The organism is Geobacillus uzenensis (assembly GCF_002217665.1).
Classification (GTDB): domain Bacteria; phylum Bacillota; class Bacilli; order Bacillales; family Anoxybacillaceae; genus Geobacillus; species Geobacillus subterraneus.
The window spans coordinates 477,344-498,737 of the sequence record NZ_NEWL01000006.1 but is presented as its reverse complement, the minus strand read 5'-3'; the positions used below and the strand labels follow the sequence as shown (position 1 = coordinate 498,737).

Here is a 21,394-nt window from a genome sequence, read left to right as displayed (position 1 = left end):
ATTGAATATATAGTTCTATTAAGCCTAGAATAAAAGGCGGAACGATGACAGCGTTAACAAAATACAATTATCAGGCGAAAGGCGTCCAAAAATGTAGTCTCTTTGTCAGAAAAGTGATACAATGATATCGAGAGGCTGTAGTGAACATAAAGGGGTGTAAAACATGATCGAACAGCTGTCATGGAAAGTAGGCGGCCAGCAAGGGGAAGGGATTGAAAGCACAGGGGAAATTTTCTCCGCGGCGCTGAACCGCCTCGGGTACTATTTATACGGGTACCGCCATTTTTCTTCCCGCATTAAGGGGGGGCATACGAACAATAAAATCCGCGTCAGCACGAAACCGGTGCGGGCGGTCGCGGATGATTTGGATATCTTGGTCGCGTTCGATCAAGAGACGATCGATTTCAACTTTCACGAGCTCCGCAGCGGCGGCATCGTCATTGCGGACGCCAAATTCAACCCGGTAATTCCCGAACGGGAAGGGGTGTCGCTTTACGCTGTTCCGTTCACCGATATCGCGACGGAGCTTGGCAACTCGCTGATGAAAAACATGGTTGCCATCGGTGCGACGAGCGCGGTGCTTGGCTTAGATGCCGGCGTGTTCGAAAGCGTTGTCGCCGACACGTTCGCCCGCAAAGGGGCACAAGTCGTCGAGAAAAACATGGAAGCGATCCGCACCGGGGCGCAATATATGGAAAAGCAGCTTGACGGCCGCGCTGAGCCTATGAAACTCGCAAAAGCCGACGGCAAACAGCGGATGTTTATGATCGGCAACGATGCCATCGCGTTAGGGGCTCTTGCCGGCGGGGCGCGCTTTATGGCCGCGTATCCGATTACCCCGGCTTCTGAAATCATGGAATATTTGATCAAAAAATTGCCTGACTTCGGGGGTGCGGTCATTCAAACGGAGGACGAAATCGCTGCTTGCACGATGGCGATCGGCGCCAACTACGCCGGCGCCCGGGCGTTTACGGCCTCTGCCGGACCGGGGCTGTCGCTCATGGCTGAAGCGATCGGCCTAGCTGGAATGACGGAAACGCCGCTCGTTGTCGTCGATACGCAGCGGGGCGGCCCGAGCACCGGCTTGCCGACGAAGCAAGAACAATCGGACTTGCTTGCGATGATTTACGGCACGCACGGGGAAATTCCGAAAATCGTTATGGCGCCGAGCACCGTCGAGGAAGCGTTTTACGACATGGCGGAGGCGTTGAACTTAGCCGAGGAATACCAATGTCCGGTCATTTTCCTGTCGGATTTGCAGCTGTCGCTTGGCAAACAGACGGTCGAACCGCTCGACTACGACCGTGTTGAAATTCGCCGCGGCAAGCTTGTGAACGGGGAGTTGCCGCCGCTTGCCGGCAAAGACAATTTTAAACGGTATGAGGTGACGCCGGACGGCATCTCACCGCGGGTGCTGCCAGGGACGAAACACGGCATCCACCATGTCACCGGGGTCGAGCACGCGGAAACAGGGCGTCCGTCTGAAACAGCGGCAAACCGCCAGGCGCAAATGGAGAAGCGGCTGCGCAAGCTCGAGCACATCCATTTCCCAACGCCGGTGCATAAGCACATCCGCCACGAAGAGCCGGATTTGCTGCTTGTCGGCTTTTTATCAACGCGCGGAGCGATCGAGGAAGCGCTTGAGCGCCTCGAGCAGGACGGCGTCAAAGTCAACCACGCGCACATCCGCCTGCTTCATCCGTTCCCGGTGGACGACATGCGGCCGCTTGTTGAAAAAGCGAAACGGGTCGTCGTCATCGAGCAAAATGCGACCGGGCAATTGGCGAGCTTGTTGAAAATGAACGTCGGGCATGCCGATAAAATCGCAAGCGTCTTGAAATTTGACGGCAATCCATTCTTGCCAGGCGACGTTTATACCAAATGTAAGGAGTTGTTAGCACAATGGCCACCTTTAAAGATTTCCGCAATGATGTGAAGCCAAACTGGTGCCCGGGCTGCGGCGACTTTTCTGTTCAAGCCGCCATCCAGCGCGCAGCCGCCAACCTCGGGTTGGAACCGCACCAGCTGGCTGTCATTTCCGGGATCGGCTGTTCGGGTCGCATTTCCGGCTACATTCACTCTTACGGGTTTCACGGCACGCACGGACGCGCTTTGCCGCTTGCCCAAGGAGTGAAAATGGCGAACCGCGACTTGACGGTCATCGCCGCCGGCGGCGACGGCGACGGATTTGCAATCGGCATGGGGCACACGGTTCACGCCATTCGCCGCAACATCGACATTACGTACATCGTCATGGACAACCAAATTTACGGGCTGACGAAAGGGCAAACATCGCCGCGCAGCGCCGCCGGATTTAAAACAAAAAGCACGCCGCAAGGATCGATCGAGCCGGCGTTGTCGCCGCTTGAAATCGCTTTGAGCGCCGGAGCGACGTTTGTCGCGCAAAGCTTCTCGAGCGACTTAAAAGAGTTGACAAGCTTAATTGAAGAAGGCGTCAAACATAAAGGCTTTTCGCTCATCAACGTCTTTAGCCCGTGCGTCACATACAATAAAGTGAACACGTACGAATGGTTTAAAGAGCATTTGGTGAAAGTGGACGACATCGAAGGGTACGATCCATCCAACCGGGAGATGGCGATGCAAACGGTGATGAAATATAACGGGCTTGTCACCGGGCTCATCTACCAAAATCAAGAGCAAAAGTCGTACCAAGAGCTTGTCCCCGGTTACAGCGAGACGCCGCTTTCTGAAGCGGATTTGAAACTAAGCAAAGAAAAATTTGCTGAACTGGTCGCGGAGTTTATGTAAAAATGGAAATGATTCACGCCCGATGGGGACTTGCCTCATCGGGTGTTTTTTTGCTATTATAACATGTTCCGGACATCCGGAACAAAAACCATTGTGTTTCATTGTCACCCGCGATATACTATGGTAGTGTGTGTGATGGAAGAAATTTGCCGAGACAACATGGGCGGCCGCGAAAATGAAAGCCGCCTGGCTGTGTGCGTTCAAACATTTGACGAGGAAAGGAGATTGTTATGAACGAAAAGCAACGTTTGGAACAAACCGGACAAATTCAAACAGCCAGCCATCCAGCGGACAGAAAATCCGACTTGGATCGGCTGAAAGCAAAAACGACGAAAGACTATGAGAAATATTTCACGAGCGTCTTTCTTCCGCCCAACTTAAAAGAGGCGAAAAAACGCGGCAAGGAAGAAGTGCAGTATGTGAAAGACTTTACGATTCCGGATGAGTTCCGGGGCATGGGGCGCGGGCGGAAGTTTTACATCCGCACGTACGGCTGCCAGATGAACGAGCATGACACGGAAGTGATGGCCGGCATTTTCATGGCGCTCGGCTATGAGCCGACCGACCGTCCGGAAGAGGCGAACGTCATTTTGCTCAACACGTGTGCGATCCGCGAAAATGCGGAAAACAAAGTGTTCGGCGAACTCGGCTACTTAAAGCCGCTCAAAACGACGAACCCGGATTTGCTGCTTGGCGTATGCGGCTGTATGTCGCAAGAAGAAGCGGTTGTCAATAAAATCTTAAAACAATACCAGTATGTCGACATGATTTTCGGCACGCACAACATCCATCGCCTGCCGTACATTTTGCATGAGGCGTACATGTCGAAGGAAATGGTCGTCGAAGTATGGTCGAAAGAAGGCGATGTCGTCGAAAACTTACCGAAGGTGCGCAAAGGCGACATTAAAGCATGGGTCAACATTATGTACGGCTGCGACAAGTTTTGCACGTACTGCATCGTTCCGTACACGCGCGGCAAGGAGCGAAGCCGCCGTCCGGAAGACATCATCCAAGAAGTGCGCCAGCTCGCGGCCCAAGGCTACAAAGAAATTACGCTGCTCGGGCAAAACGTCAACGCCTACGGGAAAGACTTCAACGATATTCAATACGGCCTTGGCGATTTGATGGACGAGCTGCGCAAAATTGATATCGCGCGCATCCGCTTTACGACAAGCCATCCGCGCGACTTTGACGACCGGCTCATCGAAGTGCTTGCCAAGCGCGGCAATTTAGTCGAACATATTCATTTGCCGGTGCAATCGGGCAGCACGGAAATTTTGAAAATGATGGGGCGGAAATATACACGCGAGGAGTATTTGGAACTCGTCCGCAAAATTAAAGCGGCCATTCCGGATGTCGCGTTGACGACCGACATTATCGTCGGCTTTCCGAACGAAACGGACGAGCAGTTTGAAGAAACGTTGTCGCTTTACCGTGAAGTCCAGTTTGATTCGGCGTATACGTTCATTTACTCGCCGCGTGAAGGCACCCCGGCGGCGAAAATGAATGACAACGTGCCGATGGAAGTGAAAAAAGAGCGGCTTCAGCGCCTGAACGCCCTCGTTCAGGAGATTGCGGCGAAGAAAATGAAACAATACGAGGGTCAAGTCGTCGAAGTGCTCGTTGAAGGCGAAAGCAAAACGAATCCAGATGTGCTAGCGGGATATACGCGCAAAAACAAGCTTGTCCACTTCGTCGGCCCGAAATCGCTCGTCGGCCAGTTGGTCAACGTGCGCATTACGCAGGCGAAAACGTGGACGTTGACGGGCGAATTAGTGAATGAAGCGATCGAGGTGAACTAAGATGGCAAAATATACGCGGGACGAGATTTTGGCGAAGGCGAAGCAGCTGGCGAAAATGATCGCTGAAACGGAAGAAGTCGACTTTTTCAAACGGGCGGAAGAAAAAATCCACCAAAACGAAAAAGTGCGCACGTTAATCAATGAGTTAAAGTCGCTGCAAAAACAAGCGGTCAACCTCCAGCACTACGGCAAACATGAAGCGCTGAAGCGCGTCGAGGCGAAAATCGACGCCATTTATGAGCAACTGGAGCAAATTCCGATCGTCAGCGAATTTCAGCAATCGCAAGCCGATGTGAACGATTTGCTTCAGCTCATCGCCTCGACGATTTCCAATACGGTGACTGATGAAATTCTTGCATCGACCGGCGGCGATGTGCTGCGCGGTGAAACGGGCGCCGCGCTTCGCTACAACAAGCATGGCGGCTGCCATTAACGAACAAAAAAGCGTCCTTTCGGGCGCTTTTTTCATTTGTCATGGGCAGCGGGCCTGCAAGGACGGTTTAGGGGCTTTTTTGTGCGTGCAGGCGGCGCGGAACGTTTTCGAAAAAGCCTCTTGCAGCGATGCGCTAGGCAACGAGTCTTTTTCCGATCGGCAGGCGTCTGACCCTCGTCTGATCAGCGCGGCTGTTCGGTGGTGAAAAAGCAGGCACATTGAACGGAACACATGCATACAATGAACTATACGGAATAATGATTCATTTGCTGTGCACATTAGCGGAGATCACGCATAGGATGAAATGAAGATTCATTTGAGGAGGGTTCCGTTCGATGTCTGAATACAGAGAAATTATTACAAAAGCCGTTGTCGGCAAAGGCCGCAAGTTCACGCAATCGACCCATACGGTGACGGCGCCGAACCGCCCGTCAAGCATTCTCGGCTGCTGGATCATCAATCACCGCTATGAAGCGAAAAAATGCGATAAAACGGTGGAAATTCACGGCCACTACGACATTAACGTCTGGTATTCATACAACAACAATACGAAAACGGAAGTCGTCACGGAAACGGTCTCGTACACCGATGTGGTCAAGTTAAAATATCGCGATAAAGACAATTTAATTAGCGACGATACCGATATTATCGTCCGCGTCATCCAGCAGCCAAACTGCCTTGAATGCACCATTTCGCCGAACGGCAACAAAATCGTCGTCGATGTCGAGCGGGAGTTTGTCGCCGAAGTGATCGGCGAAACGAAAGTGTGTGTCGCCATCAACCCAGAAGGGTGCGGCAAAGACGACGATTTTTGCGATGACGACGACCTTGACGAAGAATTGGAAGATTTAAGCCCGGACCTGTTGCTCGGCGAAGAAGAGTAAAACTAGGAAATTTCTTTCCTAGTTTTTTCTTTTGCCGCTTGTTATAATAGTAGCGCAATCAACGGTCTGTTGGCCGAAAAGGTTGGGGAGAAATAATGCCATCGTATACACCGATGATCCAGCAATATTTGCATATTAAAGCGCAATATCCGGACGCGTTTTTGTTTTTTCGGCTCGGTGACTTTTATGAAATGTTTTTTGATGACGCTATAAAGGCGGCGCAAGAGTTAGAAATTACATTGACAAGCCGCGACGGAGGCGGCGATGAGCGGGTGCCGATGTGCGGGGTGCCGTACCATTCGGCGCAAGGCTATATTGAACAACTCGTGGAAAAAGGCTACAAAGTCGCTATTTGCGAACAAGTGGAAGATCCGAAAACAGCAAAAGGCGTCGTGCGCCGCGAAGTCGTTCAGCTAGTTACTCCGGGCACGCTCATGGAAGGCAAAGGGCTCATCGAGAAAGAAAACCATTATTTAGCGACGCTGACGCCGTTTGCTGACGGTACATACGGATTGGCTTACGCGGATTTATCGACCGGCGAAGTCCGGTTGACGCTCCTTTCTTCATGGGAGGAGACGATAAACGAGCTGCACGCCATCGGGGCGCGGGAAATCGTCATCGGCTCTGACAGTGCCGAGGAGTGGGTGCGCGAGCTGAAAGAACGGTACGGAGCGGCCGTCTCGTACGAAGACGAAACATCGCTGCGGGACGAATGGAGCGTCGTCGCCGGCCATGTGACGCAAGAAAAGCTGCGGGCGACGGTCGCCCGCCTGCTCCATTACTTCGTCCGCACGCAAAAACGGCAGCTTGACCATTTGCAGCCGGCTGAGCTGTACCAGGTCGATCAGTATATGAAAATGGACCGGCATTCGAAGCTGCACTTAGAGTTAGTGGAAACGGTGCGGTCAAAAGGGAGGAAAGGATCGCTTCTATGGCTGCTCGATGAGACGGTGACAGCCATGGGAGGCCGGCTCTTGAAGCAATGGCTTGACCGGCCGCTCATTGACCAGCGTGCCATTGAACGGCGCCTCGATTTCGTAGAAACATTGAAAACGTCCTATTTTGAACGGCACGAACTGCGCGACAAGCTGCGCGGCGTCTATGACATCGAGCGGCTCGTCGGCCGCATCGCCTACGGCAACGCCAACGCCCGCGATCTCGTGCAGCTGAAAAAATCGCTCGTTCAAGTGCCAGCGCTTCGCCAGACGGTGGACAGCCTGCCGCTTGCCGAAGCGGACGAGCTGGCTGGGCGCCTGGACCCGTGCGAAGAGCTTGTCGCTTTGCTTGAGTGCGCCATTCAAGAACAGCCGCCGCTTTCCGTGAAGGAAGGAAACATCATTAAAGACGGGTATGATGAGCAGCTTGACCGCTATCGCGACGCAAGCCGCAACGGCAAAGCGTGGATCGCCGAACTGGAGGCGAAAGAGCGGGAAGCGACCGGCATTAAATCGCTCAAAGTCGGTTACAACCGCGTATTCGGCTATTATATTGAAGTGACGAAGCCGAACCTTCCGCTCATTCCGGAAGGACGCTATGAGCGGAAGCAGACGCTCGCCAACGCCGAGCGTTTTATTACCGCTGAGTTGAAAGAAAAAGAGGCGCTCATTTTAGAAGCGGAAGAAAAAAGTGTAGAGCTCGAATATGAGCTGTTTGTCGCCATTCGCGAGCAGGTGAAAGGATATATTCCGCGCCTGCAAAAGCTGGCTAAGGCGGTCGCTGAGCTTGATGTGCTTCAGTCGCTGGCGACGGTGAGCGATGAGCGGCGCTACGTGCGCCCGCAATTTTCCGCCGATCGCGTCTTGGCCATTCAAGGCGGCCGCCACCCGGTTGTCGAAAAAGTGCTCGGCGCGCAAACATACGTGCCGAACGACTGCTATATGAACCGCAAGCGGGAAATGCTGCTGATCACCGGGCCGAACATGGCCGGGAAAAGCACGTACATGCGGCAAGTGGCGCTCACCGCCATCATGGCGCAAATCGGTTGCTTCGTCCCGGCGGAGCAAGCGGTGCTGCCGATTTTCGATCAAGTGTTTACCCGCATCGGCGCTGCTGACGATTTGTCGGCCGGTCAAAGCACGTTTATGGTCGAAATGCTCGAGGCGCGCCGCGCCATCGCCTACGCGACGCAAAACAGCCTCATTTTGTTCGATGAAATCGGGCGCGGCACATCGACGTATGACGGCATGGCACTCGCGCAAGCGATGATCGAATACATTCACGACTATATCGGCGCGAAAACGTTGTTCAGCACGCACTACCATGAGCTGACCGCGTTAGAAGGCTCGCTCGAGCGGCTGTGCAACGTCCATGCCCGCGCCGTCGAAGAAAACGGCAAGGTCGTCTTTTTGCACCAAATCGCCGACGGACCAGCTGACCGCAGCTACGGCATCCATGTCGCCGAATTGGCCGGGCTGCCTGCTCCGCTCATCGAACGAGCCCGCGATATTTTAGCCAAGCTCGAGCAAGCGGCTGGAAACAGCGCCCTTGCGCACGGGCTTGAAACCGGGCCGGAGAATGGTGCGGCCACAAAAGAAGCGCTCCGGCCGCCGCGCGGGTTGGAATCAAATGCGAAATCGGCCGCCGGCCGCGCTGACGAGCGAAGCGCTAGGCAGGAAGCGGGAGATAGAGCAGACGCAGTAAACGAAGCGGCCTTTGAACAGTTGAGCATGTTTCCCGACTTCGTCCCGGCGCCTGCCGAGCCGCACTTGTCCGGCAAAGAGAAAAAGGCGCTCGCGGCGCTTAAGGAAGTCAATTTGCTTGAGATGACGCCGCTTGAGGCGTTAAACAAGCTGTATGAACTGCAAAAACTGCTTAAATAACGGAGGTGGGGCGATGGGACGCATTCGCAAGCTCGACGATCAGCTAGCGAACAAAATCGCCGCTGGCGAAGTGGTCGAACGGCCGGCTTCGGTGGTGAAAGAGCTCGTCGAGAACGCCATCGACGCCCATAGCACGGTGATTGACATTGAACTCGAGGAAGCCGGGATGACGAAAATCCGCATTATTGACAACGGTGACGGAATGGAAGAGGATGACTGTCTTCTCGCTTTTGAACGGCATGCGACAAGCAAAATTCAAGACGAACACGATTTGTTCCGCATTCGCACGCTTGGCTTTCGCGGTGAGGCGCTGCCGAGCATTGCCTCGGTGTCCGAAGTGGAGCTGGTGACCAGCACTGGACGCGGCCCGGGGACGAAGCTTGTGTTACAAGGCGGTGCGCTCATATCTTGCGAACGGGCAGCCGGGCGCAAAGGAACGGACATCACGGTGTCCAACTTATTTTTCAACACCCCGGCAAGGCTGAAATATATGAAAACGATCCATACTGAGCTCGGTCATGCGGCCGATGTCGTCAACCGGTTAGCGCTTGCTCATCCGGACGTGTCGTTCCGGCTTCGCCATCACGGCAAAACGTTGCTTGCGACAAACGGAAGCGGTGATGTCCGGCATGTGCTCGCCGCCATTTACGGCATGGAAACGGCGAAGCAAATGATACCGCTTGAGGCGGAGTCGCTCGATTTTACTGTTCGCGGCTATGTTTCCTTGCCGGAAGTGACGCGCGCTTCGCGCAATTATATATCGCTCATTGTCAACGGGCGCTACGTGCGCAACATGCCGCTGATGAAGGCGATTGAGGCCGGCTACCATACGTTGTTGCCGATCGGCCGCTATCCGATTGTATTTCTCGCGATTGACATGGATCCGGTGCTCGTGGATGTGAACGTCCATCCAGCGAAACTCGAGGTCCGCTTCAGCAAAGAAGCCGAGTTAAACGAGCTCGTCACCGCTGCAATCCGCCAAGCGTTCCGCCGACGGACGCTCATTCCATCCGTATCTGCCGACAGCAAAACGGCCAAAGCGAAGGCGGAGCAAGCGGCCTGGACATTGGCCCACCGCGTTCATGAACCAGCCGCCCCGCTCGACGGAAAAGCGGGGGAAACGAGCGATGTGACCGCAGCAGCGCCTTTAGCCGGCAAAGAAACGCTTGGCCCGCCTCCCGCCGCCGCCCAAGCCGATGCGCCTGCCCGATGGGAAGAAGCGGCGGCGCCGATAATTTCAGAAAAAAAGGCGGGTGCTGATGACGCGTTTATGGCCGAGCCGAAGCCGGCTGCCGAGGCCGGGGAAAAACCGGCGGCGCACCTGCCGGATACCGGACGGGCCGACGGGAAACCGGCGGCCGACCGCCTCCCGCCGCTTTATCCAATCGGTCAGCTGCACGGCACGTATATTTTGGCTGAGAATGAACACGGGCTCTATATGATCGATCAGCATGCGGCGCAAGAACGGGTCAACTACGAATATTTCCGGGAAAAACTTGGTGAAGTGACCAATGAGGTGCAAGAGCTGCTCGTTCCGCTGACGTTTGAATACCCGGCCGATGAATACGAGCGAATCGCCGCCTGCCGCGACGAACTCGCCCGCTGCGGCGTATTTCTTGAACCGTTCGGCCTACGGGCGTTTCTCGTTCGCTCCCATCCTGTGTGGTTTCCGAAAGGGAAAGAAAAAGAAATCATCGAGGAAATGATTGAACACGTACTGGCGGCCAAAACGGTCGATATCAAGCAGCTGCGCGAGCAAGCCGCCATCATGATGAGCTGCAAGCGCGCCATTAAAGCGAACCAACATTTGCGCAACGATGAAATCTTCGTTTTGCTCGAAGCGTTGCGGAAGACAACCGACCCGTTCACTTGCCCGCACGGCCGGCCCATCATCGTGCATTTTTCAACCTATGAAATTGAAAAGTTATTTAAACGGGTAATGTAAATGACGCTCCCTTTGTGACAAGGGAGCTTTTTTTGTAATCATTTTGTAATCTACTTTTATTCTTCTTGTTACAGACGTCTTGTTTTTATTTTACTATAATGGCTCATGTGCAGGAATACATGGCGAATTTTGTAGAGTGATAGCGAAATTTACCTAAAGAAATAGAGGAATGTCAAATTGATGTCATAGGGGGATGCAGCATGAAAAAAACACTTCTATTTACCGGAACATTGATCGGATCGTTATTAGCCGGCCATGCCGCTTCAGCCGCGAGCTATACGGTGCAAAAAGGCGATACGCTCTCGGGAATTGCGAAGAAATATGATACGACCGTTGATCGATTAAAACAACAAAACCATTTATCTTCTGATCTCATTTTTCCAGGTCAAGTATTGCAAATCGATGAACAAAGCGAGAGCGAACAAGCCGTTTCCAATACATACACCGTTCAGCCCGGCGACACGTTAAGCGGAATTGCCCGGAAGTTTGGCACAACGGTAGACGCGTTGCTCAAGCTGAATCCAAGCATTGCCGATCCGAACTTTATCCGCGCCGGACAAGCGCTCCAAGTAACGGGCGGACAGGCAAGCACAAATACATATACTGTGCAGCCGGCGGCCGCGGCTGTGAACGGCCAGTACATCGTCCAAAAAGGGGACACATTGTCGGGGATTGCCAACAAGTTTCAAACGACCGTCGACCGTCTGTTGGCGCTTAACCCGCAAATTACGAACCCGAACGTGATTCGCATCGGCCAAGCCATTAAAGTGGCGGGCGGAGCAACCGCTGTCCGCGCCGAGCAAAGCGTATCGGCCGTCAAGCCGGTTGCGGCTGAATCGTCCGCTTCACTTGCCGACCGAATCATCGAAATCGGTGAAAAATATTTAGGGGCGAGATATTTGTACGGGGCGAGCCCATCGCGCACCGATGTGTTTGACTGCTCTTCGTTTACGATGCGCGTCTTTAGCGAGGCGGGCATTTCGCTGCCGCGCACATCATCGGCCCAAGCGCAAGCCGGAAGAACGGTGTCGTTTAACCAATTGCAAAAAGGCGATCTCGTCTTTTTTGACACCGATTCGAACGGCACGATCAACCACGTCGGCATTTATGCCGGCAACGGGCAAATGATCAATGCGACTGTTTCGTTAGGCGTTACGTATTCATCGCTCACTTCCTCGTATTGGAAAACGCGGTTTGTAAAAGCGGTTCGGGTGCTTAACTAACGGAATGGGGGATGGGCGTTTTGCCTGTCGCCTAAACACATAACCGAATGCGGCGGAAGGCTGCTCGCATAAAGCGCTTTGTGGTTTTGGCGGGCAGCCTTTTTCTTGTGCTTTCGATGCATGACCTTTGCCGTAGCTGCCCATCAGGAGGGCGGTGTGAATGATAGCGTTTGACAATCATTAGGTATATAAATAAGAAAAGGTGTCCTTAAAAGCGGGACACCTTTAGTCATTATTCGACAGGTTTTTGCGCTTTTCGCGCTGTTTCTTGCTGGAAGGAGCGGATAAGGGCCAGAACGATCAAAATCATGATGATCGCAAATGGGAACGCGGCGATAATAGATGCTGTCTGCAGCGATTCAAGTCCGCCGACGAACAGAAGGATGGCCGCTGTCGCTGATTGGACAATGCCCCAGACGAATTTGACCGAGTTTGGCGGGTTTAAGCTGCCGTTGGTCGTCTGCATCCCAAGCACAAACGTCGCCGAGTCGGCCGATGTGACAAAAAACGTGCAAATGAGCAAAATGGCGATTCCCGAAAGCAATGTAGCGAGCGGGAAATGTTCGAATGTAAAGAACAAGGCTGTTTCTATCCCTTTTTCATTCATCACTTCGCCAATGCCGGCATGTCGGAACTGTTCGAGATAAAGGGCCGAACCGCCAAAAACAGAAAACCAGAGAGCACTGAAAATCGTTGGAACTGCCAAAACGCCGATCATAAATTCACGGATCGTGCGCCCGCGGGAAATGCGGGCGATGAACGTCCCGACAAACGGCGCCCACGCGATCCACCACGCCCAATAAAAAATGGTCCACACTTTCGGCCAATCATTTTGTTCAAACGGGTTCAGCCGGAAACTCATCGACGGGAGGTTTTGCAAGTACGTCCCGATCGTTGCTGTGAACACATCCATGATAAAATTCGTCGGCCCGGCAAACAGCATGAAAACCATGAGCAGCAACGCGAGCGCAATATTTAAGTTGCTCAGCCATTTTATGCCTTTGTTAAGGCCGGTTTGCGCTGAGAGCATAAACAAGACAGTGACTACGACAATGATGAGCAGCTGCGTCGAAAAGCTGTTTGAAATACGGGGAAACAGCTGATGCAATCCCCCGCTAATTTGAATGGCTCCCAGCCCTAACGAAGTGGCGACGCCAAACACGGTTGCGTAGACGGCTAATGTATCAATGGCTACCCCGAGGCCGCCTTCTGTGCGTGCGCCAAACAGCGGGCGCAGCGTGCGGCTAACAACACCGGCCTCCCGTTTGCGAAACTGGAAGTAAGCGAGCGCCAAGGCCAGGACACCGTAGATCGCCCATGGATGCAGCCCCCAATGGAAAAACGAGTAGCGCATCGCCAGACGGGCCGCTTCCGCTGTCGCCCCTTCCCCTGTTGGCGGCGTGTAATAGTGGGACATCGGTTCGGCCACTCCCCAAAACACTAACCCGATTCCCATTCCGGCGCTGAACAGCATGGCAAACCATGTCATATAGCTGTATTCCGGTTTTTCTCCGTCGCGGCCAAGACGGATATTTCCGTAGCGGGAAAAAATGAGAAACAAACAAAACGCTAAAAACAACGAAGCGCTGAGCAAATAAAACCAGCCGAATTTATCGATTAGAAACGTGTGTACCGCGCTGCTGACCGCATTTAAATTGTAGCGCGGCCATAAAGATTCCGGAATCATCCCCCAAATAATAAACGCAATGGCAATCACAATCGAAATCGAAAAGACAATCGTCGTTTTTTTCATCTCTCTCCTCCTTACTGGCGCGATGATATGATGGGAGTCAGGTTAGCAGTTTTGGGGATTTCCATTTACAGGGTAACAAAATTCGACAACGAATACAAATGATTCGGATGTTCAACGCATATCATTTGGTGCCATCATTTTTTATCATGTAAAATAAAATATTCGTAGCTTACTTAAAAAAGGAGGTCATTGGTATGAACAGCCGCCTGTCGGTCATGATCAGCATCGTGCTGGCGATGCTCGTCGCGTCTATGGATACGACGATTATGAACACGACGATGCCGATCATCGCCAAAGAGCTTGGGGAATTTTCCCTGTATGCGTGGACGTTTGCATCGTACATGATTACGACCACCGTCCTGTCGCCGATTGCCGGTCGCCTGTCGGACTTATTCGGCCGCAAAAAAGTATTCAGCTTTGGCATTATTTTATTTCTAATCGGCTCACTTCTTTGCGGGTTGTCGCAAAACATGGTGCAGCTTGTTTTATTCCGCGCCTTGCAAGGGGTGGGGGCCGGATTTATGATGCCGTTTCCGGCAATTATCGCCGGCGATTTGTTCCCCGTGGAAAAGCGTGGAAAAATCCAAGCATTTTTTACGGCCATGTGGGGACTTTCTGCCGTGTTGGCGCCGCTTTTAGGTTCGCTGTTTGTCGAGTATGCGACATGGCGCTGGGTTTTTTATGTCAACATTCCGATTTGCTTGCTCTCGCTTTTGACGCTGCTTCCGTATAAAGAAGTGTATGAACCGAAGCGGGCGGCGGTCGACTATATGGGCGCGGCGCTGTTTGCGGCGGCGATCAGCCTGCTTTTGCTTGTGACGGTCGTTGAACGGGGGCAATGGTGGTACGGTGCGGTCGGGGCGTTGTTGCTTGTCGCCTTTTATTATTTCGAAAAACGGCAGCCATCTCCGCTTGTGCCGCTGTCGCTTGTCCATCATCGGACGCTTAAATGGATGAACATTAATGGCTTTGTCAGCTGTGTCGCCTTGTTTGGGACGTCAAGCTACATCCCGCTCTTTTTGCAAAATGTCGCCCACTTGTCCGTGTTTATGAGCGGTGTTGCTTTGCTTGGCTCGTCTGTCGGCTGGATGATCGCCGCCGTGCCAGCGGGGAAGTGGATTTTGCGCTATGGCTACCGCCCGCTTCTGATCATCGGCAACGTGCTGCTTGTCGCTTCCGGCCTTTTCCTCGCCTTGCTTAATGAAAGCCATGGGTTTTGGTACGTCTTTTTCATCATGTTTTTGCAAGGGCTATCGTTCGGCTTGACGTCGACCGTTGGCGTCATCGGCTCGCAGCAATTGGCCGATGCCCACGAAAAGGGGATTGCAACTTCCTTTTTTATGTTTTGCCGCAATATCGGCACGGCGATCGGCGTCACGGTGATGGGGGCGTTTTTGGCGCAGGCGCCGACATTTATGACCGGCATTCGCCACCTGTTTTTATTTGGCTTAATTGGCAGCATCATCGCGCTCATTACCTCCTTTTTTATCCGCGATGAAGCGGAAGCCAGCCGAAACACGTGGCAGCCGGAGGGGACGACATAAAGTCGGTCGAAGGAGGAATGCTGCCGCCGCGGCACGTCCGTCAAAAAATGGCTAAACATCGGCGGCTATCATCCGATAATATAAGTGGAACGACTGATTTCATTACAAAAACGGGGGATGTATCGATGAAGATGACCGTTCGCAAAAAACTGCTCGCTGGCTTCGGTCTCGTCTACGTGTTAATTGTGCTGCTGGTCGGTTTCGCTTATTACGAGATTTCAACGCTTGACCGTACATACACGGACGTTACCGACAATCGCATGCCCAAACTCGCAAATGCGAAACAGCTTGAAGTGCTCGTCCGCCGCCAAGTCGGCAGCATGCGCGGCTATTTGTTGACCGGTGACGAGACGTCGCGGGAAAACTTTGAAAAGGCGCATGAGGAGTACAAAAAAACAAGCGAAAAGCTCGCAGTTTCGTTAACGCAAGAAACAACGAAACAGCTGCTGGCTGATCTCGATTTGCTTGAGCAACAGTTTTACGCGCTCGGCCAAAAAGCGTTTGAATTGAAGGATCAAAACAAACCGGAGCAATATACCGCGCTCGTCATGACAACCGGGCGCGACATAACGACCCAATTTGATCAAAAAATTAACGAGTTCGTTGCCTTGCAGCAACAGGAAGTAGACCAAGCGAGCCATGACGCGAGCGCATCAGCCGCCGCCGTTCGCCGGCTTATCGTCATTGTCGGTGTGTTGGCGGTAGCGGCCGGGGCGATCGTCAGCTATTACATCAGCCGTTCGCTTTCCCGCCCGCTGCTTGCTCTGTCAGAGGCAGCGAAGCGGATTGCCGCCGGCGATTTGACCGAGACGAAAACCGGCGTGCGCAACCGCGATGAAATCGGTGAACTTGCCGCTTCGTTTGAACAAATGGCGAAAAACTTGCGCGGCGTGCTGCATGAAGTGGCGCAAAATGCCGAACAAGTCGCCGCTTCCTCAGAAGAGCTGGCGGCGAGCGCCGAACAAACGAGCAAAGCGACCGAGCAAATCGCCATGACGATTCAAGGCGTTGCTTCCGGTGTGGACAAGCAAATGCAAAGCGTCGAAGAAACATCGGCCGCCGTCGACTCCATGTCCGAACAAATCGGGCAAATCTCCGAGCGCGCGCAACGCGTCGCGGCTATCGCCGCTGAAACATCGAAACAAGCCGCGGACGGCGGACAAACGATCGAGGCGAGCGTCGCGCAAATGAACAAGGTGAACGACACGGTCGAACAGCTGGCCGAAGTGATTAAAGGGCTCGGCCGCCGTTCTGAGCAAATCGGCTCGATTATTGAGGCGATTCGCAACATTGCGGCGCAGACGAACTTGCTCGCCTTAAACGCCGCCATTGAGGCCGCACGCGCCGGCGAGCACGGGCGCGGCTTCGCCGTCGTCGCCGATGAAGTGCGGAAGCTGGCGGAGCAATCGGCCGAATCGGCGCGGCAAATCGCAGAATTGATCGCTGCCATTCAAGAAGAAACGGCTCATGCCGTCCAATCGATGGAATCGGTCGTCAATGAAGTGACAGCCGGAACGGGAGTCATCCGCGCTTCGGGCGAGACGTTTGCTCAAATCCGCGCCGCCGTTGACGGAGTGGCCGCGCAAATTCGCGACGTATCGGCTTCGGTTGGCGAGATGGCCGCTTCCTCGGAACAAATCGTACGTTCCGTTCGGCTTGTTGCTGACGTCGCCGAATCGACATCGGCCGGCACGCAGGAAGTATCGGCGGCGACCGAGGAACAGCTGGCATCAATGGAAGAAATTTCAGCTTCCGCTGCATCGCTGTCGAAAATGGCTGATGATTTGCAGGCGATTGTCGGCAAATTTTCGCTCTGATGATGAACGCCTCTGACGGCGTTCATTTTTTTTGCCCCGTTCGGCGCGGCGAAAGGAACGGACGGCAATTTTTCGCGTTGCTATGTATAAAACGGCGGGCGGATGGCGAAAACGTAGGAAAGAAATTGTTTCATGCGTTGCCGTTTTTATGTATAATGGTGTTTGATACGAGTTTAGCAACAGAAAGCAGTGGCACACCATGGCAGAAAAAGTCGTTGTCATCGTCGGACCGACGGCAGTCGGCAAAACGAAGCTCGGCATCGCGTTGGCGAAAAAGCTGGGCGGGGAAATCATCAGCGGCGATTCGATGCAAATTTATAAAGGAATGGACATCGGCACCGCGAAAGTGAAGCCGGATGAAATGGAAGGGGTTCCGCACCATTTGCTCGACATTAAAGAGCCGTGCGAACCGTTTTCCGTCGTCGAATTTCAGCGGCTCGCCCGTGCGCTTATTGCCGATATTTCCGCGCGCGGCCGGCTGCCGATCATCGTCGGCGGCACCGGGCTGTACATTCAAGCCGCCATTTACGATTACCAATTTTCCGATGCCCCTTCCGATGAAGCATATCGCCGAGCGCTTAAACAGCTGGCAGCCGAGCAAGGGGCGGAAGTGCTTTACAGGCAGCTTGAGACGGTTGATCCGGAAAGCGCAGCGCGCATCCATCCGCACAACATCCGCCGCGTCATTCGTGCGCTCGAAGTGTATCATTGCACCGGGAAACCGTTCAGTGAGTGGCAGCGGGGGCAGCAGCGGCAGCTTTTATACGAAACGGCCATCATCGGATTGACGGCGGAGCGGAACGTGCTTTACCGCCGCATTAATGAACGGGTCGACGAGATGATCGCCGGGGGGCTGATGGAAGAGGTGAAGTCGCTGTACGACCGCGGCTTGCGCGATTGTCAGGCGGTGCAGGCGATCGGCTACAAAGAGCTGTACGACTATTTTGACGGCCGCGTCTCCCTCGACGAAGCGATCGAGCAGCTGAAACAAAATTCACGCCGCTATGCGAAACGGCAGCTGACATGGTTTCGCAACCAAATGCCGGTTAGATGGTTTGACATGACGGACCCCGAACAGTTCGCCGCCAAGGTGGAGGAAATTTTTCACTACATAGCAGGAAAGCTTCAACTCGAAGCGAATATATAACCATATCCTTAGAGAGAAAAGAGGAGGACGTTCCATGAAAAATACGATCAACATTCAAGACCAGTTTTTAAACCAGCTGCGCAAAGAAAGCATCCAAGTAACTGTGTTCTTATTGAACGGCTTCCAGCTGCGCGGGTACATTAAAGGCTTTGACAACTTCACCGTGTTGCTCGAAGTGCAAGGAAAACAGCAGCTCATCTACAAACATGCGATTTCGACGTTTGCGCCGGAGCGGAACATCCAGTTTGAAACCGAGCAATGATGCCGCCGGTACATAAGCCGCCGAGAAAAGAGACGCTCTCCTTAGGGGGGGCGTCTTTTTTCTGCATTTCTCGCTCCGCCCTTCCCGCCCCAGCTCACGTCGCTTTTTTATTTCCGATGCGTAAACGGCCGCCGATTTGAATAAAAATATACAAACTTTTCCGTGCTAAGATCAGCCGGCCGGCTGTTCGTTTGGGCGATTGTCACGGATTGGCGGCGGCGTACGTATACTAATAGGGAAAAGGCGAGGCGTCGACAGCCAAATCGGAATGGGTGTGGATGGCAAAAACGGGAAGCGAGGTGACGCCCCTTGTCAGAGGTGACGATGAACAAAGCGAAAGGGCAAATTAATATTGTGTTGAATTCGAAAACGGTGAATCACTTAGTGAAAGAAGAGCGGAATGACTGGCTTGATGGCGAAGAACATCAGGCGCTTCGCAATATTCAAAAAGAGCTCGACCAACTGATCGGGCTCGATCATGTCAAAAAAATCGTTAAGGAAATTTATGCCTGGCTGTACATTAGCCGGATGCGCAAAGAAAACGGCTTGAAAGCGAACCGCCAAGCACTTCATATGATTTTTAAAGGAAATCCCGGAACAGGGAAAACGACGGTGGCGCGTCTGCTCGGCAAACTGTTTTTTGAAATGAACGTGCTGTCGAAAGGGCATTTCATTGAGGCCGAGCGGGCTGATTTAGTCGGGGAATATATCGGGCATACGGCAAGCAAAACGCGCGACTTGATCAAAAAAGCGCGCGGCGGTGTATTGTTTATCGATGAAGCGTATTCGCTCGCCCGCGGCGGCGAAAAAGATTTCGGCAAAGAAGCGATCGATACGCTCGTCAAAGGGATGGAAGATTACTGTGACGATTTAGTCGTCATTTTAGCCGGTTATCCGAAGGAAATGGATTATTTTTTGTCATTAAACCCCGGCTTGCCGTCGCGTTTTCCGTTGACGATTGAGTTTCCCGATTATACGGTCGAGGAGCTTGTGCAAATCGCTAAGCAAATGTTGCGCGAGCGTGAGTACGAAATGACGCCGGAGGCGGAACGGAAGCTGTACGTCCATTTAGAGGGGACGCTCGAGGCCGCGGGCCGGCTGAAGTTCAGCAACGGCCGCTACGTCCGCAACTTGATCGAAAAAGCGATCCGCAAGCAGGCGGTTCGTCTTCTTCATGAAGGGCGCTACGACAAAAAGGAGCTGATGACGATCCGCGACCGCGATTTAGCCATCTACTCTTAAAAAAGAAAGGGAAGCCTCCCTTTCTTTTTTTTGGAGGCAAAAGAGGAATGTCACGAAAAAGGGCGAATACATAAACAACGAGGGCGCATGCGCCAAATGATCTGAATTGTCTGTCGAATCAATCTTCTTGCCCTCTGTCCATTTGGAAAAAAGGGGGAAACGCGCTTGTACGTAACGATTGGGGAGATGTTTTCTCAAACAGTGAGAAAATTTCCGACACGCGAGGCGGTCGTTGAGGTGGCGACCGGACGCCGCTATACGTACGCCGAATGGGAGCGGGAAGTGAACCGATGGGCGAACGCTTTTCTTGAAGCCGGCGTCCGCAAAGGGGACCGCATCTCGACGGTGCTGTACAACACGCTCGAACTCGCCACCGCCCTGTTTGCCTGCGCCAAAATCGGCGCGGTGTTCAATCCGATCAATTTTCGGCTGAAAGCGGAAGAAATCGCCTATATTTTGACGGACGCCGAACCGAAAATCGTCGTATTTGAACGGGCGGTCGAACCGCAGCTCGCCGCGATTCACAGCCGTTTTCCGCATGTGGCATTTTGGTCGATTGATGGCGATCCACCGCCGTTTGCCAAAAGCGCTCACGAAGAAGCTGCCCGGGTTTCAGCGGCAGCGCCGCGCGTGCATGTGGAAGAGAGCGATCTTTACGCCATTATGTACACAAGCGGAACGACCGGGAGGCCCAAAGGGGTGATGCACCGGCACCGCGACATGATCGAGCAAAGCGTCATTTGCCATGGCGTGATGCGCATCCGGGAAACGGACCGCGGGTTGGCCGCAGCGCCGCTGTTTCATTGCGCCGAACTGCATTGCTGCTTGCTGCCGCGCGTGCATGCCGGAGCGGCGAGCATCATTTTGCATCATTTTGACGCCAAGCTCGTTCTCGAGACGATCGAACGCGAACGGATTACGCTCATGTTCGGCGCTCCGACGATGTGGAATATGATCTTGCAGGAAAATGTAAGCGATTACGACCTTTCTTCGCTCCGCCTCGGCTTGTATGGCGCCGCCCCGATGGCCCCGGCGCTTGTGAGGCAGTGTCAAGAGCGGCTCGGCATCGGTTTAGTGCAGGCGTACGGCATGACGGAAATGGGACCGGCGGTCACGTTTTTATTGGAAGACGAACAGCTGAAAAAAGCCGGTTCTGCCGGACGTGCCTGCCTGAACCATGAAATCCGCGTCGTCCGCGCGCGGGAAGACGGGCCGTCCGACCCAGACAATGTGCTGCCGCCGGGTGAAGTCGGCGAGATCATTATGCGCGGCCCGTGCATGATGGCTGGCTACTACAAGCGCGAAGAGGCGACAGAACAAGCGTTGTACAAAGGCTGGTACCATTCCGGCGACCTCGGTTACGTTGACGAAGACGGCTACTTGTACGTCGCTGACCGGGTTGATGATATGGTCATTAGCGGCGGGGAAAACGTCTACCCGCGCGAGGTGGAGGATGTGCTGTACGAGCATCCCGGCGTGCTTGACGTCGCCGTGCTTGGCGAGCCGGATGAGCTGTGGGGGGAAAAAGTCGTCGCTTTCATTGTCAAAAAAGATAACCGCTTGACCGCTGAGGAGCTTGAGCGGTTTTGCCAAACGAGCGACCGCCTCGCCCCGTATAAGCGGCCGCGTGCCTATTATTTCATCGACGCCCTGCCGCGCAACGCGAGCGGCAAAATCCAAAAGTTTTTGCTGCGCGAGCGGCTAAAACAGCAGGCGGCGGGCGGAACAACGGAAAAGTGACGGAACGGAAAAGA

The 21,394-nt window shown here is 53.6% G+C and carries 15 protein-coding genes; 14 read left to right on the top strand and 1 reads right to left on the bottom strand.

Annotated elements, in window-relative coordinates; all coding sequences use genetic code 11:
- Positions 1-163 precede the first annotated feature (163 nt).
- From B9L21_RS09915 to B9L21_RS09875, 8 genes are all read left to right on the top strand, one after another.
- Entirely contained in the window at positions 164-1,936 is a 1,773-nt protein-coding gene (locus tag B9L21_RS09915; RefSeq protein ID WP_063166228.1) for a 2-oxoacid:acceptor oxidoreductase subunit alpha, read from the top strand.
- Entirely contained in the window at positions 1,903-2,769 is an 867-nt protein-coding gene (locus B9L21_RS09910; RefSeq protein ID WP_063166227.1) for a 2-oxoacid:ferredoxin oxidoreductase subunit beta, read from the top strand. Before B9L21_RS09915 ends, B9L21_RS09910 begins: the two co-directional genes overlap by 34 nt.
- Positions 2,770-2,999: 230 nt before the next feature.
- Complete coding sequence (miaB, locus tag B9L21_RS09905; protein WP_063166226.1) at positions 3,000-4,571, top strand: tRNA (N6-isopentenyl adenosine(37)-C2)-methylthiotransferase MiaB; 1,572 nt, start codon at positions 3,000-3,002, stop codon at positions 4,569-4,571.
- 1 nt (position 4,572) lies between these two features.
- On the top strand, positions 4,573-5,004 hold the full coding sequence (locus B9L21_RS09900; protein WP_063166225.1) for a RicAFT regulatory complex protein RicA family protein: 432 nt from the start codon (positions 4,573-4,575) through the stop codon (positions 5,002-5,004).
- 335 nt (positions 5,005-5,339) lie between these two features.
- Complete coding sequence (locus B9L21_RS09890) at positions 5,340-5,888, top strand: outer spore coat protein CotE (RefSeq protein WP_063166223.1); 549 nt, start codon at positions 5,340-5,342, stop codon at positions 5,886-5,888.
- A gap of 95 nt (positions 5,889-5,983) precedes the next feature.
- Positions 5,984-8,707 carry a DNA mismatch repair protein MutS gene (mutS, locus tag B9L21_RS09885; RefSeq protein WP_063166222.1) on the top strand — a complete coding sequence of 908 codons (2,724 nt, stop codon included), beginning with the start codon at positions 5,984-5,986 and terminating at the stop codon, positions 8,705-8,707.
- A gap of 13 nt (positions 8,708-8,720) precedes the next feature.
- Positions 8,721-10,652, top strand: a complete 1,932-nt coding sequence (gene mutL / locus B9L21_RS09880) for a DNA mismatch repair endonuclease MutL (protein ID WP_063166221.1) — start codon at positions 8,721-8,723, stop codon at positions 10,650-10,652.
- 200 nt (positions 10,653-10,852) lie between these two features.
- A complete protein-coding gene (locus B9L21_RS09875) occupies positions 10,853-11,875 on the top strand; it encodes a LysM peptidoglycan-binding domain-containing protein (RefSeq protein ID WP_063166220.1) in 1,023 nt (340 codons plus the stop codon).
- Between the two features lie 232 nt (positions 11,876-12,107).
- On the opposite strand, the gene B9L21_RS09870 is transcribed toward B9L21_RS09875, so the two are convergent.
- On the bottom strand, positions 12,108-13,628 hold the full coding sequence (locus B9L21_RS09870; RefSeq protein WP_063166219.1) for a BCCT family transporter: 1,521 nt from the start codon (positions 13,626-13,628) through the stop codon (positions 12,108-12,110).
- Positions 13,629-13,822: 194 nt separating this feature from the next.
- Between B9L21_RS09870 and B9L21_RS09865 the strand changes: the two genes are divergently transcribed.
- The 6 genes from B9L21_RS09865 to B9L21_RS09840 all read left to right on the top strand — a co-directional run bounded on the left by B9L21_RS09865 (position 13,823) and on the right by B9L21_RS09840 (position 21,380).
- Complete coding sequence (locus tag B9L21_RS09865; protein ID WP_063166218.1) at positions 13,823-15,172, top strand: MDR family MFS transporter; 1,350 nt, start codon at positions 13,823-13,825, stop codon at positions 15,170-15,172.
- A 125-nt stretch (positions 15,173-15,297) separates the two neighbouring features.
- Positions 15,298-16,989 (top strand): methyl-accepting chemotaxis protein, encoded by a 1,692-nt coding sequence (locus tag B9L21_RS09860; RefSeq protein WP_063167376.1) that lies wholly within the window; start codon positions 15,298-15,300, stop codon positions 16,987-16,989.
- Positions 16,990-17,188: 199 nt separating this feature from the next.
- Positions 17,189-18,136, top strand: a complete 948-nt coding sequence (miaA, locus tag B9L21_RS09855) for a tRNA (adenosine(37)-N6)-dimethylallyltransferase MiaA (RefSeq protein ID WP_063166217.1) — start codon at positions 17,189-17,191, stop codon at positions 18,134-18,136.
- Between the two features lie 34 nt (positions 18,137-18,170).
- Entirely contained in the window at positions 18,171-18,398 is a 228-nt protein-coding gene (hfq, locus tag B9L21_RS09850) for an RNA chaperone Hfq (protein WP_063166216.1), read from the top strand.
- A gap of 309 nt (positions 18,399-18,707) precedes the next feature.
- Positions 18,708-19,640: a stage V sporulation protein K gene (spoVK, locus tag B9L21_RS09845; protein WP_063166215.1), complete on the top strand. Its 933-nt coding sequence runs from the start codon at positions 18,708-18,710 to the stop codon at positions 19,638-19,640.
- A 165-nt stretch (positions 19,641-19,805) separates the two neighbouring features.
- Positions 19,806-21,380: a fatty acid--CoA ligase gene (locus B9L21_RS09840; RefSeq protein WP_063166214.1), complete on the top strand. Its 1,575-nt coding sequence runs from the start codon at positions 19,806-19,808 to the stop codon at positions 21,378-21,380.
- Positions 21,381-21,394: the final 14 nt, after the last annotated feature.

Bases quoted from the DNA above. Each gene is read 5' to 3' on its own strand.
- mutS (WP_063166222.1), top strand. From the start codon at position 5,984: ATGCCATCGTATACACCGATGATCCAGCAATATTTGCATATTAAAGCG.
- B9L21_RS09870 (WP_063166219.1), bottom strand. From the start codon at position 13,628: ATGAAAAAAACGACGATTGTCTTTTCGATTTCGATTGTGATTGCCATT.
- B9L21_RS09910 (WP_063166227.1), top strand. From the start codon at position 1,903: ATGGCCACCTTTAAAGATTTCCGCAATGATGTGAAGCCAAACTGGTGC.
- B9L21_RS09900 (WP_063166225.1), top strand. From the start codon at position 4,573: ATGGCAAAATATACGCGGGACGAGATTTTGGCGAAGGCGAAGCAGCTG.
- miaB (WP_063166226.1), top strand. From the start codon at position 3,000: ATGAACGAAAAGCAACGTTTGGAACAAACCGGACAAATTCAAACAGCC.
- B9L21_RS09875 (WP_063166220.1), top strand. From the start codon at position 10,853: ATGAAAAAAACACTTCTATTTACCGGAACATTGATCGGATCGTTATTA.
- B9L21_RS09915 (WP_063166228.1), top strand. From the start codon at position 164: ATGATCGAACAGCTGTCATGGAAAGTAGGCGGCCAGCAAGGGGAAGGG.
- B9L21_RS09890 (WP_063166223.1), top strand. From the start codon at position 5,340: ATGTCTGAATACAGAGAAATTATTACAAAAGCCGTTGTCGGCAAAGGC.
- mutL (WP_063166221.1), top strand. From the start codon at position 8,721: ATGGGACGCATTCGCAAGCTCGACGATCAGCTAGCGAACAAAATCGCC.
- B9L21_RS09865 (WP_063166218.1), top strand. From the start codon at position 13,823: ATGAACAGCCGCCTGTCGGTCATGATCAGCATCGTGCTGGCGATGCTC.
- miaA (WP_063166217.1), top strand. From the start codon at position 17,189: ATGGCAGAAAAAGTCGTTGTCATCGTCGGACCGACGGCAGTCGGCAAA.
- B9L21_RS09860 (WP_063167376.1), top strand. From the start codon at position 15,298: ATGAAGATGACCGTTCGCAAAAAACTGCTCGCTGGCTTCGGTCTCGTC.
- hfq (WP_063166216.1), top strand. From the start codon at position 18,171: ATGAAAAATACGATCAACATTCAAGACCAGTTTTTAAACCAGCTGCGC.